This is a genomic window from Rhizobium phaseoli (assembly GCF_003985125.1).
In the GTDB taxonomy this organism is placed as follows: Bacteria; Pseudomonadota; Alphaproteobacteria; order Rhizobiales; family Rhizobiaceae; genus Rhizobium; species Rhizobium phaseoli.
Genome location: NZ_ML133569.1, coordinates 220,517 through 234,848 on the forward strand (window position 1 = coordinate 220,517; position 14,332 = coordinate 234,848).

General features: G+C 61.7%; 15 protein-coding genes. 8 read left to right on the forward strand and 7 right to left on the reverse strand.

Annotated features, from left to right (window positions below):
• The first annotated feature begins 64 nt into the window (after positions 1 to 64).
• From EFD56_RS10990 to EFD56_RS11000, 3 genes are all read left to right on the forward strand, one after another.
• The gene (locus EFD56_RS10990) at positions 65 to 1,543 is read left to right on the forward strand and encodes a sugar ABC transporter ATP-binding protein (protein WP_126905231.1); all 1,479 of its coding nucleotides are present in this window, start codon (positions 65 to 67) and stop codon (positions 1,541 to 1,543) included.
• A gap of 22 nt (positions 1,544 to 1,565) precedes the next feature.
• A complete protein-coding gene (locus tag EFD56_RS10995; protein WP_037139756.1) occupies positions 1,566 to 2,354 on the forward strand; it encodes an SDR family oxidoreductase in 789 nt (262 codons plus the stop codon).
• A gap of 236 nt (positions 2,355 to 2,590) precedes the next feature.
• Positions 2,591 to 3,373 (forward strand): glucose 1-dehydrogenase, encoded by a 783-nt coding sequence (locus tag EFD56_RS11000; RefSeq protein ID WP_126905232.1) that lies wholly within the window; start codon positions 2,591 to 2,593, stop codon positions 3,371 to 3,373.
• 231 nt (positions 3,374 to 3,604) lie between these two features.
• Here EFD56_RS11000 and EFD56_RS11005 read toward each other — a convergent pair whose 3' ends face one another.
• The gene (locus tag EFD56_RS11005; RefSeq protein WP_126905233.1) at positions 3,605 to 4,372 is read right to left on the reverse strand and encodes an SDR family oxidoreductase; all 768 of its coding nucleotides are present in this window, start codon (positions 4,370 to 4,372) and stop codon (positions 3,605 to 3,607) included.
• Positions 4,373 to 4,686: 314 nt separating this feature from the next.
• Between EFD56_RS11005 and EFD56_RS11010 the strand changes: the two genes are divergently transcribed.
• From EFD56_RS11010 to mobB, 3 genes are read left to right on the forward strand one after another with little or no spacing between them, the layout of a single operon-like run.
• Positions 4,687 to 5,595 (forward strand): DMT family transporter, encoded by a 909-nt coding sequence (locus EFD56_RS11010; RefSeq protein WP_010003610.1) that lies wholly within the window; start codon positions 4,687 to 4,689, stop codon positions 5,593 to 5,595.
• Positions 5,596 to 5,616: 21 nt separating this feature from the next.
• The gene (mobA, locus tag EFD56_RS11015; RefSeq protein ID WP_126905234.1) at positions 5,617 to 6,246 is read left to right on the forward strand and encodes a molybdenum cofactor guanylyltransferase MobA; all 630 of its coding nucleotides are present in this window, start codon (positions 5,617 to 5,619) and stop codon (positions 6,244 to 6,246) included.
• A complete protein-coding gene (gene mobB / locus EFD56_RS11020) occupies positions 6,243 to 6,761 on the forward strand; it encodes a molybdopterin-guanine dinucleotide biosynthesis protein B (protein WP_126905235.1) in 519 nt (172 codons plus the stop codon). Before mobA ends, mobB begins: the two co-directional genes overlap by 4 nt.
• Here the strand turns inward: mobB and EFD56_RS11025 are convergent.
• The 3 genes from EFD56_RS11025 to EFD56_RS11035 form a co-directional block, all read right to left on the reverse strand.
• Positions 6,758 to 8,827, reverse strand: a complete 2,070-nt coding sequence (locus EFD56_RS11025; RefSeq protein WP_126905236.1) for a PAS domain-containing hybrid sensor histidine kinase/response regulator — start codon at positions 8,825 to 8,827, stop codon at positions 6,758 to 6,760. The genes mobB and EFD56_RS11025 overlap by 4 nt on opposite strands.
• Positions 8,811 to 10,322, reverse strand: coding sequence for an ATPase domain-containing protein (locus tag EFD56_RS11030; RefSeq protein ID WP_085742641.1), 1,512 nt, complete (start codon positions 10,320 to 10,322; stop codon positions 8,811 to 8,813). Before EFD56_RS11030 ends, EFD56_RS11025 begins: the two co-directional genes overlap by 17 nt.
• Before the next feature lie 141 nt (positions 10,323 to 10,463).
• Positions 10,464 to 11,357 carry a LysR family transcriptional regulator gene (locus tag EFD56_RS11035; protein WP_064818360.1) on the reverse strand — a complete coding sequence of 298 codons (894 nt, stop codon included), beginning with the start codon at positions 11,355 to 11,357 and terminating at the stop codon, positions 10,464 to 10,466.
• A gap of 170 nt (positions 11,358 to 11,527) precedes the next feature.
• On the opposite strand from EFD56_RS11035, the gene EFD56_RS11040 reads away from it, so the two are divergent.
• Together EFD56_RS11040 and EFD56_RS11045 are read left to right on the forward strand one after the other, a co-directional pair.
• Positions 11,528 to 11,923, forward strand: a complete 396-nt coding sequence (locus EFD56_RS11040; protein WP_037117587.1) for a (R)-mandelonitrile lyase — start codon at positions 11,528 to 11,530, stop codon at positions 11,921 to 11,923.
• Positions 11,924 to 11,936: 13 nt separating this feature from the next.
• Positions 11,937 to 12,926, forward strand: coding sequence for an aldo/keto reductase (locus EFD56_RS11045; RefSeq protein ID WP_097603355.1), 990 nt, complete (start codon positions 11,937 to 11,939; stop codon positions 12,924 to 12,926).
• 159 nt (positions 12,927 to 13,085) lie between these two features.
• Here EFD56_RS11045 and maiA read toward each other — a convergent pair whose 3' ends face one another.
• Genes maiA through EFD56_RS11055 form a run of 3 tightly spaced genes read right to left on the reverse strand, consistent with a single transcriptional unit; the run spans position 13,086 to position 14,309 of the window.
• The gene (maiA, locus tag EFD56_RS11050) at positions 13,086 to 13,721 is read right to left on the reverse strand and encodes a maleylacetoacetate isomerase (RefSeq protein WP_037139768.1); all 636 of its coding nucleotides are present in this window, start codon (positions 13,719 to 13,721) and stop codon (positions 13,086 to 13,088) included.
• Positions 13,722 to 13,732: 11 nt separating this feature from the next.
• Positions 13,733 to 13,861: a hypothetical protein gene (locus tag EFD56_RS33455; RefSeq protein ID WP_257784784.1), complete on the reverse strand. Its 129-nt coding sequence runs from the start codon at positions 13,859 to 13,861 to the stop codon at positions 13,733 to 13,735.
• Positions 13,862 to 13,892: 31 nt separating this feature from the next.
• Positions 13,893 to 14,309: an organic hydroperoxide resistance protein gene (locus EFD56_RS11055; protein WP_009997476.1), complete on the reverse strand. Its 417-nt coding sequence runs from the start codon at positions 14,307 to 14,309 to the stop codon at positions 13,893 to 13,895.
• Positions 14,310 to 14,332 lie beyond the last annotated feature (23 nt).

Below are 14,332 nucleotides of genomic sequence, written 5' to 3' on the forward strand. Positions count from 1 at the left end.
TCCTTTGTGCGTCCGAAAGGACGCACGGCGCTCTAATGAAGCCGAGGTCTTGAGGAGGTGTGCCGTGACTGATCCCGTTCTTTCCCTGAGGGGCATATCCAAGTGGTATGGGCCGCTCCAGGTGCTGAAGAATGTCAGCCTGGACGTCTACCCCGGTGAAGTGGTCGCACTTCTCGGTGAAAACGGAGCAGGCAAGTCGACACTGTCGGGCATCATTGCCGGTTCACGCACACCCTCCGAGGGATCGATGACATGGCTGGGGCAGCCTTATGCCCCGGCCACCCCACGCGAAGCGATCGACAAGGGCGTCGTCCTGATCCATCAGGAACTGCAGCTTCTGCCGCAGCTGTCGATCGCGGAAAACGTCTTCATCGGACGCTGGCCGATGAAGAACGGCGTCGTCGACCGGGCTCAGATGGTTCGCCGGGCCCAGGACCAGCTCGCGCGTTTGAACCTCCATATACCGGCCACACGGATGGTCGCCGGCCTTTCCACCGCAAATCAACAGCTCATCGAGATCGCCAAGGCGCTGGCTCTCAACGCCAAGCTCCTGATTCTCGATGAACCGACAGCCGCCCTCGGCGGCGCGGAGACGGAAGCCCTGTTCGAACAGGTTCGCAAGCTTCGCTCGGAAGGTGTGGGCATCGTCTACATTTCCCACCGCATGGAAGAGATCAAGCAGATCACCGACCGGATCGTCGTTCTTCGCGACGGGGAGCGGGTGCAGGAATTCTCAGACAGCGCCACCCCGGTGCGAACGATCGTCGAGAGCATGGTCGGACGCCCGCTTGATCGCCTGTTCCCTACCCTGCCCATTCCGACGGAGCGCCCGGTCCTGGAGGTCTCTGGGCTGAGCTCGCCTGATGACTCTTTCCGTGACGTTACCTTCGAGGTGCGGGCCGGAGAAATTCTCGGCATCGCCGGACTGGTCGGCGCCGGCCGCACCGAACTGGTGCGTGCGATTTCGGGAGCGGATCCGATCAGCGCGGGTTCGATCAAGCTGGCAGGCGAGGAACTCAGGCTGCGTGACCCGGCCGACGCGATCGCCAAAGGCATCGTGATGGTTCCGGAAGATCGCAAGGAGCAAGGCCTGATCGTCGGGCACCGGATCAGCGAAAACATCATCTATGCCAATCTGGATAAACTCGGCGGTGGCTGGATTACGCCGCGCATCAAGCGCTCCTTCGCGGAAAAGGCCGTTGCCAAATTCGGCGTCAAGGGCCGCGCCGAGCAATACGCTTCCGATCTTTCCGGCGGCAACCAGCAGAAGGTCGTGATCGCCAAGTGGCTCTTGCGCGATCCCAAGGTCGTCGTCCTCGACGAACCGACGCGCGGCATCGACGTCGGCGCCCGCGCGGGCATCTACGACATCATCGTCGACCTTGCCAAACAGGGTGTGGCGGTCATTGTCGTAAGCTCCGACCTCGAGGAAGTTCTCGGCATTTCCAATCGCATTCTCGTGCTTGCCCAGGGCAAGCAGGCAGGCATCCTCGATCGTGACCAGGCAAATGACGTCTCGGTCATGGAGCTAGCGACCATCTAAACAGACAGAGAAAGGAAGAGCGGTGTCTGACATCACTCTGAACGCCCCGAAGCTTTTCGACCTTAGCGGCCAGGTTGCCATCGTCACCGGTGCCGGCAGCGGCATCGGGCAGCGCATTGCCATCGGCCTTGCGCAATGCGGCGCTGATGTGGCGCTGCTCGACCGTCGAACCGACGATGGACTGGCGAAGACAGCTGAACATATTCGCGCCGCCGGCCGCCGCTCGATCGAGATCGCTGCCGATGTGACGAGCAAATCCTCGCTTGCCGATGCCGTCGCACGAACCGAAGCGGATCTCGGCGCCTTGACGCTGGCCGTCAACGCTGCAGGCATCGCCAACGCGAACCCGGCAGAAGATATGGAGGAAGATCAATACCAGACGTTGATGGATATCAACCTGAAAGGCATCTTTCTTTCCTGCCAGGCCGAGGCCCGCGCCATGCTGAAGAATGGACGCGGCTCCATCGTCAACATCGCTTCCATGTCGGGCGTCATCGTCAACCGGGGCCTCAGCCAAGCGCATTACAACGCCTCCAAGGCGGGCGTGATCCATATGTCGAAGTCTATGGCGATGGAATGGGTCGGCCGCGGCATTCGCGTCAACACCATCTCCCCCGGCTATACGGCAACGCCGATGAACACCCGTCCGGAGATGGTCCACCAGACCAAGCTTTTCGAGGAGCAAACACCGATGCAACGCATGGCTGATGTTGACGAGATGGTCGGTCCGGCGGTGTTCTTGCTGTCGAATGCAGCAAGTTTCGTCACCGGCGTCGATCTTCTCGTCGATGGCGGTTTCTGCTGCTGGTGATGCGGATGAGAAAGCTCGTTGCCGGCAACTGGAACATGAACCGATCTCGCTTCCTCCCTGGCTGAGATCGAGGCGCTGAAGGGACCAACGGGCAAGACGGCGCGATATCGCCGTCCGCCCGCCCTTCGCGCTGATCGAACGAGCTGAGGCCACGGCGTCGTCATTGGCGCTCAAAGGCAACGCGAATTCATTGAGCCGAATTTGCGTCCCTCGACGGACACCCGAAAGGAAAGAGCATGAAACGCTTCGAAAACAAGACTGTCGTCATCACCGGGGCCAGCCGCGGCATCGGCGCCGCCATCGCAAGGCGCTTTGCGCGCGAGGGCGCCAATCTCGTCGTCTCGGCGAACGAGGATCTGGTCCACGGCGTTGCCAAAGCGATCCGGGCCGAGGGCGGCAAGGCAATCTCCTTCATCGGCGACGTTACCGACAAGGCGAGCGTCAAGGCGCTCTACGATGCCGCAGAAAAGGAATTCGGCGCGGTCGATGTCTCGATCCAGAATGCCGGCGTCATCACCATCGCCCGCATCGAGGACATGACCGAAAACGAGTGGGACAAGGTCATGGCCGTCAACACCAAAGGCGTCTTCCTCTGCGCTCAGGAGGCCATTGCCAGAATGCGCAAGCACAAGCGCGGCGGCCGCATCATCAACACCGCCTCCGGCCAGGCCCGCGACGGCTTCATCTACACCCCGCACTACGCCGCCTCGAAAATGGGCGTCGTCGGCATCACCCAGAGCCTGGCGAAGGAAGTCGCGATCGAAAAGATTACCGTCAACGCCTTCTGCCCCGGCATCATCGAAACCGACATGTGGGCCTATAACGACCAGGCCTGGGGCAAGCTGCTCGGCAACTACGCCCCCGGTGAACTGATGAAGGAATGGGTCGAAGGCATCCCGATGAAGCGCGCCGGAACCGGCGAAGATGTCGCCGGCCTGGTCACCTTCCTCGCCAGCGACGACGCCGCTTATATCACCGGCCAGACGATCAATGTCGATGGCGGGTTAATCATGTCCTGAACCTAGGAGAGACGGTGGCCGACCCCGTGCTTCGAGGCCCCTTTCGGGGGCACCTCAGGATGAGGTCGGAGATAGGTGGCAGCCCAGCTCAGCAGGAGGCGCAGGCGCAATTCACACCCGCAATGTTGCTACGCGGCAGGCACCACGATCAGCCCTCATCCTGAGGTGCCCCGAAAGGGGCCTCGAAGGACGAGGGCGGGTGACTCATCCTCATCAGATTTCCGCCTTCGCTTACGTCCGACTGATCGAAACGCCGCCATCGGCGAGCATCGCCGTCCCCGTCACAAAACTCGACAGGTCGGAGGCCAGGAACAACGCCGCATTGGCGATCTCTTCCGGCTGCGCCATACGTTTCAGCGCATGCAGCCCGTTGACAAAAGCAAGCAATTCCTCAGTCGCACCAGGCGCGTTGGTGATGGCGGCCGGCGTATCGGTGCCGCCGGGCAGCAGGGCATTGACGCGGATCTTCCGCGACGCGAGTTCGGCGGCAAGAACCTGCACGAGGCCGATCAATCCCGCCTTGCTCGCCGCATACGCTCCCATGCCCGGCATGCCGGCGGTATAGCCGACGAAGGTGGAGGTGAAGATCAGCGATCCGCCGCCCTCGCCCATCGCTGCCGACTGGTGCTTGGCGCCAAGGAAGGAGGCGGTGAGATTGGTCTCGATCGTCTCGCGCCAGCCGTCCAGCGACAGCCCGGCGACCGGCCCCATTTCGCCAAGTCCGCCGGCATTGTTGAAGGCGATATCGAGCTTGCCGAAACGCCAAAGAGCCGTTTCGACGAGCCTTATCTGCAGCGTCTCGTCCCTGACATCGCCGGACACGGCGACGGCCTGTCCGCCCTCAGCCTCGATTTCGGCCACGACGGCGTCGAGCGCCTCCTGCCGTCTTCCTGTAATAACCAGCTTTGCGCCTTCCCGCGCAAAAACCTTTGCTGCCGCGCGGCCGATGCCGGAGCTGGCGCCGGTGATGATAGCGGATTTGTCGTTCAGAAGTGCCATGTCGATTTCTCCTCAGTTGTCGAGGCACTTCAAATCTCAGACATCCGGCGTGGCAGCCACCCGTTTCCTGCGCGCGAACAAGAGAGACGACAGCACCTCCATGGCGGATCAGGCCAAGCCGCGATTACCGCCGAGAGAATATCGAAATTCCCATTTTAAAAGAGCGGGTTGCAATAATATCCCTTCGCGTGCTTACGCCAAGGTGAGCACTATTGTGCGTTGCATCGTCGATTTATGTCGGGTGTGGCATTCATCTCACTCCTTTCCTCCACCTTCCCGACTAAGAAGGGACGCACAGGTAAAGGAATCTCGTCATGCCGCGGTCACGCAACACTCAGGGCGCCATCTATATGAGCATGGCGATGGCCGGCTTTTCCGCGAGCGACGCTCTCTCCAAATCGGTGGTCGCCTATATGAACGCCGGCGAGATCATGTTTCTGCGCGGCCTCTTCACCAGCCTGCTCGTCTATCTGATCGCCAGGAAAGTGGGCGCTCTGCGCTCCTGGCGCGTTGTGTTGCAGCCGATCATCATCCTCCGCATCATTTGCGAGATGTTCTCGGCCGTCACCTACATCACTGCCCTCGGCATGATGCCGATCGCCAATGCCTCGGCCATCCTGCAATCGCTGCCGTTGGTCGTCACCTTCGGCGCCGCGCTCTTCTTCCGGGAACCCGTCGGCTGGCGGCGCTGGTCGGCGATTGTCGTCGGCCTCGTCGGCGTCATGATCATCATCCGCCCCGGCCCCGAAGGCTTCACCGCCGCCGCCCTCCTCTGCGTCGGCGCGGTGCTGACGACGGCAGGCCGCGATCTCGCCACACGTTCTATCGATCCGGAAATTCCCTCGCTGATGATCACCGTCATCACCGCAATCTCGATCTCCTTCTTCGGCGCGCTTCTCATCCCCGTGCTCGGCGGCTGGCATCCTGTCAGCGCCACCTCGCTCGGCCATCTCCTGCTCGCCTCGGTGCTGGTGCTCGTCGGCTACCAGTCGGTGATCCTCGCCATGCGCACCGGCGAAATCTCCTTCGTCGCGCCCTTCCGCTATACCAGCCTGATCTTCTCCTCGCTGCTTGGTTTCTTCTTCTTTGCCGAAGTGCCTGACGGTTGGACGCTGCTCGGCGCTGCGATCGTTATCGCTTCCGGCCTCTATACGTTCTATCGTGAGGCCAAGCGCCACCTATCGCCGATCGCGCAGGAATCCGAGCCGCGCGTGCCGGTGTGACGAAAGCGCCGAGGCAGGATGATGGCAGAATTTTCGCTCACAAAGTCCGAGATCGCAGGCGTGGTGCTCGCCGGCGGCCGCTCGCAGCGTATGGGCCGTGACAAGGCAAGCGTATTGCTCGGCGCCGAGAGCCTGCTCCGCCATGTGCTTTCCCGCCTGTCGCCGCAGGTCTCGTCCATCGCCGTCAACGCCGATGCCGCCGAGGAAGACGTGCCCGTCGTTCCGGACCGCATTTCCGGCAAGGCCGGGCCGATGGCCGGAATTCATGCCGCAATGACCCATGCAGCCGCGATCCCCTCAGTCACCCACGTCGCCACCGTTTCGGTCGATTGCCCCTTCTTCCCGGCCGATCTCGTCGCCCGACTGGCAGCAACGCTCGAACGCCCGTCGCAGATCGCCATCGCCGCCTCCGAAGGCCGCAGCCATCCCGTCTTCGGTCTGTGGCCGGTGACGCTGGCTGCCGACCTCGAATCCTGGATTGCCACCGACGAAAAGCGCCGTGTGCGCGATTTCCTCTTACGGCATGACGTTACGGAAGTAGCCTTCCCGCTGCATCCTACCCGCGCCAGCCTGCTCGATCCCTTCTTCAACATCAACACGCCTGATGATCTCGTCGAGGCGCAACGCTGGCTGGAGGCCCTTCGCACATGACCGCACCGAAAGTCTTCGGCATCGCCGGCTGGAAGAACTCCGGCAAAACGGGGCTCGCCGTCCGGCTGGTGACGGAATTCACCCGCCGCGGCTACAAGATCTCGACGATCAAGCATGCCCATCATGATTTCGATATCGACAAGGTCGGCGCCGACAGTTACCGCCATCGCCAGGCCGGCGCACATGAGGTCACGATCGTCTCCGGCACCCGTTACGCCATCATGCACGAGCTGCGCGGCGCGCCGGAGCCCGCGTTCGAGGAGATCCTCGCCCGTCTCGCCCCCTGCGATCTCGTGCTGATCGAGGGCTACAAGCGCGAGCCGATCCCGAAAATCGAAGCCCGCCGCCTGGAAGCCGCAAATCGTACACCGCTCGGGCCGGACGATCCTCACATCGCGGCGATCGCCGCCGATCATCCCGTCACCGATACGGCCCTGCCCGTCTTCGATCTCGACGACACCGCCGCCATCGCCGATTTCATCACTAAGATTGTCGGTCTTGAGGCTCGGCGCTAGCTGGCCGATCTCAGCGGCAGGTCACTTGCGATTGCCTTGTGAATTTCTCTGACAAGCTGGTCCTGGTTATACGGTTTTCCCAATCTGGGAAGATTGACCTCTGCGCCGGCGGGAAGATCGGCATAGCCCGTTGCCAGCACGATCGGCAGCGCCGGTCGAATGGCCCGTACCGCCTGGGCCAGCTGCGCACCGGTCATGCCAGGCATCGAATAGTCGGTAATCATCACGTCGAAATGCCGGCCGCTTCTGATCGCCTCCAGCGCCTGTGAGCCGGAATTTGCTTCGACGACATCATGGCCGAGATCTTCAAGCATCTCGACCGAGCTCATGGCGATCAAGGTATCATCGTCGACCAGAAGGATCCTCAGCCTCGATGTTGATTGCGCGAGAGGTAGATCGGTTTCGGCCGGTTGTTCAGGGCGCCGTTCGGTCGCGGGAAGCCACAATTCGGCAGTCGTTCCCACGCCGAGCCTGCTCTTCAGGCGCAGCGCGCCGTTGAGCTGCACGGCAAGGCCGTGGATCATCGATAGCCCGAGGCCCGTGCCCTTTCCGAGTTCCTTTGTCGAAAAGAAAGGATCGATGGCCTTCTTCAGCGTCTCTGCATCCATTCCGGTGCCCTTGTCGGTCACGCTGAGAACAAGGTAGGTCCCCTCGTCGAGGTCGCCGCCACCCGCGACTTGTTCTTCACGCAGCGAAATCGACAGAGCTCCTCCATCCGGCATCGCATCACGCGCATTGACGGCAAGGTTGAGCAGCGCCAGTTCGACCTGGTTGGCATCGGCCAATGCCGGCTGCAGCGCCGGCGCGAGCGCGGTTTCAATGCTGACGGACGATCCCACCGAGCGACGCAACAGATCGTTCATGCCGGATACCAGCTCGGCCAGATCGACCGGCTTCACTTGAAGATCCTGCCGTCTGGCGAAAGCCAGCAGACGCTGGGTCAGCGCTGCCCCGCGGCGCGCGCCCTGAAGCGCGCCATCGACCAGGCGGGTCGCCTTCGGGTCTCCTGTCACATGCTTGCCGAGCAGCTCGAGATTGCCGAGAACGACCATCAGCAGATTGTTGAAATCATGCGCGACGCCGCCGGTCAGCTGGCCGATCGCTTCCATTTTTTGTGAGTGGCGAAGCTGCTCCTCGGCCCTTTCACGTTGGGCGACCTGTTCAAGCAGACTCTGGTGGGCAGCATGCACCTCGCCGGTCCGTTCTCTCACCCGCTCTTCAAGGCCCTCATTGAGCCGTCGGAGGTTCTCCTCGCTGGTCTTGCGGGCTGTGGCATCGGAGGAAACGCCAACCAGCTTCTTCGCCGAACCATATCTGTCGGCATAAAGCTGCGCATGCATCTCCGCCCAATGAAGCGATCCGTCGGGCCAGATCGTCCTATGTTCGACCGAATAATCACGGCCGATCTCGATCGTCAGATCCAGGCTTGCCTGAACGAGGCTACGATCGTCGGGATGGATGCTGGCGATCAGGTCGTCATACGCAAATCTCTCGTCCGCACCTCGGCCGAAGATGGCCTTGCAGGTATCGGACGCGGACAACCGCATCGACGACAATTCCAGTTCCCAGGCTCCGAGACGGCCCGCGGCAAGTGCCGTTTGCAGCCGCCGTTCACCTTCGCTGAGCGCCTCCAACTGGGCACGCGCCTGATATTGGCGCAGACGCCCCCTTAACGCGGTCCTGGCGATACTGATGAAGGATGTCGCGTGGAAGGGCCGTTCCAGAAAGGTAACATTGGCGAGAACCTCGGAAAGCCTGGCAGCGGCCGGATTTCGTTCCGGCCCGCCGCCCCGCGTGGTGAGCACGATAAAGGGCAGGTCCGACCAGCTCGGCTGCGCCGATATCCAGGCCGCGACAGGTTTCAAATCGCTTGAACGAACCGCCTCTTCCGTCAGCACGCCGAACGCCACGTCGTCATCGAGCAGAGCCGCGAACATCGGGAGGTCGGGGGCGCTAACCGCTGTCGCCCCGGCTTCGTTCACCAGGGATATCGCCACCAGAGCATCGCGACCGGCGGGTGCGTAGATCAGCGCCTTTGGTTTGCCGGAATTAGGAATTGCCGCCATCCCCGCTATCGCGCGACATGAGGGATGTCGTGTCTGAAACAAACTCAGGAACGCCGCGCAGCACCCCCTGGAATCCGATAAGTGGCCCTCCGAATGTCAGCCCTGACCTGTCGATCCGATATTCCCGGATTGTATCCTCATGGAAGCCGGTCCTCTTCTTGATCACCGAAACTGCCCGCCGCACCCGTCCGGCCGCCTCGAAATAACGCAGCAGAATAACGGTATCAGCGAGATAGGTGACGTCGACGGGAGCTTTCATGTCACCGACCAGCCCGTGCTGAGCCACCGTCAGGAAGGTGTTTGCGCCTTGCCTGTTCAAATATTGCAGCAGTTCGTGCATATGGAGGATCAGCGAATTCTCATCGGGCATCGCAGCCTGATATCCGTTGATGCTGTCGATGATGACCGTCTTGGCGCCTGACTTGTCGACACAGTCCCGCACCCGGTGCGCAAATTCCCCGGGCGACAATTCGGCGGCGTCCACCTGCTCGATGTGGACGAGACCTGCGTCCACCATCGCCTCGAGATCCATTCCGAGCGCCTTGAGCCGCCCGAAAAGCAGCCCAAGCTCCTCATCGAAAACGAAGGCCGCCGCCTTCTCTCCACGCCCGATCGCTGCTGCCAGGAACTGAAAAGAGAAGGTGCTTTTGCCGGTGCCGGCGGGGCCGAGGATCAGCGTACTGGAGCCTCTCTCCAGTCCGCCACCCAAGAGAAGGTCGAGCTCCGCAATGTCGCTCGAAACGTTGTCGCGGGAGTAGCTCGTCCTGTGCTCGGAGGCAACGAGACGCGGGAATACGACGACGCCGCCGGTCTGGATGGTGAAATCGTGGTAGCCGCCGCGGAAGGCCTGCCCGCGGTATTTTATGATCCTCAGACGTCGCCGTTCCGAGCCGTAGCCGGGCGCCAGTTCCTCGAGATGAATGACGCCGTGCACGACGCTGTGCACCGTCTTGTCGAGCACGTCCGAGGTCAGGTCGTCGAGCAGCAGCACCGTTGCGCCCTGGCGGGCGAAGTAATGTTTGAGAGCAAGGATCTGCCGACGGTAGCGCAGCGAGCTTTGCGCCAGCAGCCTTATCTCCGACAGGCTGTCGAGAACCACCCGGCTGGGCTTCACCCTTTCGAAAGCGGCGAAGATTTCTCTGGTGGTCTCCCCAAGTTCCAGATCTGACGAGTAAAGCAGGCTCTGCTGCTGATCGGCATCCAGCAGGCTCTCGGGAGGCACGACCTCGAAGACTTCGATATTACCATCGATGACCATGCCGTGCGACGCGGCTCCGGCCCGCAATTCACTCTCTGTTTCAGAGAGCGTGATGTAGAGTCCCCGCTCGCCAAGGCGCGCGCCCTCGATCAGAAACTGCAATGCAATGGTGGTTTTTCCGGCTCCTGGATTCCCCTCGAGGAGAAACACATGGCCTGCGGAAAGGCCCCCTGCCAGAATTGTGTCCAAACCGGACACTCCGGTCCGAGCTTTCGCGGCAGGAATAGCAGTATTCATTCATTGTTTCCTTCAGTTTCACTTTGAATTAGTGGCGAAGGATGGAATGTCAAACGGCTGGCGCGGTATGTCTTCGCATTGCTTCAACGCGTTACCGATCGTGCGAAATAAACGCGTTACCGATGTGCGAAATATAAGTCTCTACCGACGATACCGAAGCGCATCGACGACGACCGCAAAGGCCGCCGATGCATGCCGGCGGCTGGGATAATAGAGATGATAACCGGGAAACGGCGGACACCAGTCCTCGAGCACGCGCACCAGCAGCCCATTCTCAAGATGCGCCTGCACGGCGTCCTCAGGCAGATAGGCGAGCCCGGCGCCAGCAAGCGCCGCCTTCAGTCTGAGCGCGATATTGTTGAAGACCAATTGCCCTTCGACCCGAACATTCAGCTCGCGCCCGTCCTTCTCGAACTCCCAGACGTAAACACCGCCATAGGTCGGGAGACGCAGATTGATGCAATTGTGATCCGTGAGGTCATGGGGTGTCAGAGGCTTCGGCCTGGCGTCGAAATAGGTGGGAGCGCCGACCACCGCCATGCGCATGTCAGGGCCGATGCGCACCGCGACCATGTCTTTCGCCACCTGTTCACCCAGCCGCACCCCCGCATCGTAACGCTCGGCGACGATGTCGGTCAGACCATAATCGACGATGATCTCAACCCTGACATCGGGATATTCAGGCAGGAACCTCTCCAGAGCGGGCCAGAGAACAGAATTGGCCGCATGCTCGCCGGCATTGATGCGGATCGTGCCCGCCGGCTTATCCCGGAATGCGCTCAAGGCAACCAGCGAGCTCTCGATCTCGTCGAAGCGCGGGCCGATCGAGACAAGCAAGCGTTCGCCGGCTTCTGTCGGTGAGACGCTACGCGTCGTGCGGGTAAGCAATCGCAGTCCAAGCCTCGCCTCCAGCCCCCGGATGGTGTGGCTGAGCGCCGATTGCGATACGCCCAGCTTCGCCGCCGCCTTGGTGAAGCTCTGCTCCCGCGCAACCGCAAGAAAGGCGATGAGGTCGTCGACGGACGAACGTGGCATTCATGAATCTCTCTCATAGGTTCTTGCCGTTTATACCATCTAATCGAAATTTCGCGCACGCGCTAAATATCCCGGTATCCCAGGTGAACATGTTCGCCGGGAACGAATACGTTCACCGGCGCTGACTGTGTCCGCCGAAACGGTCTCATCCGACATTCGAGAGAACGACTATGGATATCAAACGAAACGGCTCGCAACCTTCGGCGCAGGGGCCGGCAGACTGGTTCACCGGCACAGTGCGTATCGATCCCCTGTTTACGGCCACCGACCCTGCCCGCGCTGCCGGCGCCAGCGTTACCTTCGAGCCCGGCGCCCGCACCGCCTGGCACAGCCATCCCCTCGGCCAGACCTTGATCGTCACTGCCGGCTGCGGCCGCGTCCAGCGCCAGGACGGTCCGATCGAGGAAATCCGTCCCGGAGATGTCGTTCGCTTCGCACCGGGCGAACGTCACTGGCACGGCGCATCGCCAACGACCGCAATGACCCATATCGCCATCCAGGAACAACTCGACGGCAAGGCCGTCGACTGGATGGAGCATGTGACGGACACCGAATATCAAGGCTGAAAAGGAAATTCCGATGCAGACGCGTGAACTCGGAAAAAGCGGCCTCCAAGTCTCGGCCATGGGCCTCGGCTGCATGGGGCTGAGCTATGGTTATGGACCGGCGACGGACGTCCAGGAAGCGGTCAAGCTGATCCGCCGGGCCTACGAACGCGGTGTCACTTTCTTCGACACAGCGGAGGCCTATGGCCCCTACAAGAACGAGGAGCTTCTGGGAGAGGCGCTCGCGCCTTTCCGAAGCGAGGTGGTGATCGCCACGAAATTCGGCTTCAGTTTCGACGCCAATGGCGGCCAGAGCGGCATGAACAGCCGGCCCGAGCATATCCGCACGGTCGCCGATCAGGCGCTGAAGCGCCTGAAGACCGACGTCATCGACCTCTTCTACCAGCATCGCGTGGACCCCGATGTTCCGATCGAGGATGTCGCCGGCACGGTCAAGGCGCTGATATCAGAGGGCAAGGTGAAGCATTTCGGCCTTTCGGAAGCGGGCGCCCAGACGATCCGCCGCGCTCATGCGGTCCAGCCGGTGACGGCGCTGCAGAGCGAATATTCACTGTGGTGGCGCGAGCCGGAGCAGGAAATCCTGCCAACGCTCGAAGAGCTTGGCATCGGTTTCGTTCCGTTCAGCCCGCTCGGCAAGGGCTTCCTTACCGGTGCGATCAACGAGACAACCACCTTCGACAGCAAGGATTTCCGCAACATCGTGCCGCGCTTTTCTCAGGAGGCGCGAAAAGCCAACCAGGCGCTCGTCGATCTGCTGGCGAAGATCGCCGCACGAAAGAAGGCGACGTCTGCTCAGGTGGCATTGGCCTGGCTTCTGACGCAGAAGCCGTGGATCGTGCCGATTCCCGGCACCACCAAGCTGCACCGCCTCGAAGAGAATATCGGAGCTGCCGAAGTCGAACTGACCGCCGATGATCTTGCCAGCATCGAAAGCGCGCTGGTCACCATTAAGGTCGAAGGCGATCGTTACCCCCCGCATCTGCAGGCGAGGGTTAACCGGTAACAGAATTTTGCGGCATGCTCGGGCTTACCCCGAGCATCTGCTTTCGGAGCAGATCCTCGGCACAAGGCTGACAAGGCCGAGGATGACGTGGAGTGGAGAACGAAACAACGAAAAGCTGAAGCAGCGCAGCCCTTTGTGGCTGCGTCTTCGCCGACCGGATCATTTCCTCGGCGCCGGCGCATTCTCCTGGAAAGCCGGTATGGCTTCCAGCCTGCCGACAATCTCGGCAATATTCGGCCACCGGGAGAGATCGAAGCCCATGCGGCGGGCGCTGATCGCCTGCGGGAAGAGGAAGATATCGGCAATACCAGGCCGGTCGCCGACGGCAAAAGCGCCTTGCCTGCGGCCGCCGATCATAGCCTCGACCGCGGCCATTCCCTCGCCAACCCAGTGACGGCTCCAAGCAGCGACAGCATCGGCATCCGCCTGAAAGGCTGCCTTGAGATGCAGGCCGATCCGCGGCGGCAGCAGCGCGTGGATCTCGGCAGCGATTGCAAGCGCAATCGAGCGGGCCTGCGCCCTGCCTTCTGCCGTATCGGGCAGCAGCGGCGGCTCGGGCTGAACCTCATCGAGATATTCGACGATCGCCAGCGACTGGGTGATGAGGACGCGGTTATCCGTCAGCAAGGCCGGCACCAGCCCCTGCGGATTGACGGTGCGATAGCCGGCCTGCCGGCTTTCCGCGTCCTCTCCGAGAATGCTCACTGGCAGCGCCTCGGCCGTCAGTCCCTTGAGCGCCAGCGCGATCCGGACTCTCGAAGTCGCAGAGGAAATTTCGTTCTGGTAGAGTTTCACTGACTTTCTCCTTAATGGCCTGAAGGGGAAACTGCCGTCACGAGGCCGGCCAGCGGCGATGGCTCCCGCGAGCTTATGTCGTAGATACAGGGCGCGGCGAAGACCGCCGCTCCCAGAATGCAGATGATCATCAGTCTCATCAAATCCTCCATCACAAGGATGATCGTCCGGTCAGGCAACGATCAGCTCGACGTGGATGTTGCCGCGCGTGGCTTTCGAATACGGGCAGGTCCGGTGCGCCTCGTCGACAAGCGCCTTGGCGACATCCGGCTCGATGTCGGGCAGGCTGACCTTGAGTCGGGCCTGCAGAAAATAATCGCCGTCCGTCGTCCCGAGATCGACTTCGGCATTCACCGCAGTTTCCGCGGGAAGCCTGATCTTCAGCTTGCCGGCGGCGATGCCCATCGCGCCGATGAAGCAGGCCGACCAGCCGGCGGCGAAAAGCTGTTCGGGATTGGTGCCGGGCCGCGCGCTGCCGGGAGACGAGAGTTTGATGTCGAGCTGTCCGTCATCGCTTTGCGAAGACCCGTCGCGCCCCCCGGTGGTGCGGGTCTTGCCGGTATAGAGAACCTTGTCGATCTTGGTCATGGGTACACTCCTTGTAATGGTCG

Coding starts and splice junctions, on each gene's coding strand:
- EFD56_RS11035 (WP_064818360.1), bottom strand. CDS start 11,357: ATGCCACGTTCGTCCGTCGACGACCTCATCGCCTTTCTTGCGGTTGCG.
- EFD56_RS33455 (WP_257784784.1), bottom strand. CDS start 13,861: ATGAGACTGATGATCATCTGCATTCTGGGAGCGGCGGTCTTCGCCGCG.
- EFD56_RS11030 (WP_085742641.1), bottom strand. CDS start 10,322: ATGAATACTGCTATTCCTGCCGCGAAAGCTCGGACCGGAGTGTCCGGT.
- EFD56_RS11040 (WP_037117587.1), top strand. CDS start 11,528: ATGGATATCAAACGAAACGGCTCGCAACCTTCGGCGCAGGGGCCGGCA.
- mobA (WP_126905234.1), top strand. CDS start 5,617: ATGGCAGAATTTTCGCTCACAAAGTCCGAGATCGCAGGCGTGGTGCTC.
- EFD56_RS11045 (WP_097603355.1), top strand. CDS start 11,937: ATGCAGACGCGTGAACTCGGAAAAAGCGGCCTCCAAGTCTCGGCCATG.
- EFD56_RS11025 (WP_126905236.1), bottom strand. CDS start 8,827: ATGGCGGCAATTCCTAATTCCGGCAAACCAAAGGCGCTGATCTACGCA.
- EFD56_RS11055 (WP_009997476.1), bottom strand. CDS start 14,309: ATGACCAAGATCGACAAGGTTCTCTATACCGGCAAGACCCGCACCACC.
- EFD56_RS11005 (WP_126905233.1), bottom strand. CDS start 4,372: ATGGCACTTCTGAACGACAAATCCGCTATCATCACCGGCGCCAGCTCC.
- mobB (WP_126905235.1), top strand. CDS start 6,243: ATGACCGCACCGAAAGTCTTCGGCATCGCCGGCTGGAAGAACTCCGGC.
- EFD56_RS11010 (WP_010003610.1), top strand. CDS start 4,687: ATGCCGCGGTCACGCAACACTCAGGGCGCCATCTATATGAGCATGGCG.
- EFD56_RS11000 (WP_126905232.1), top strand. CDS start 2,591: ATGAAACGCTTCGAAAACAAGACTGTCGTCATCACCGGGGCCAGCCGC.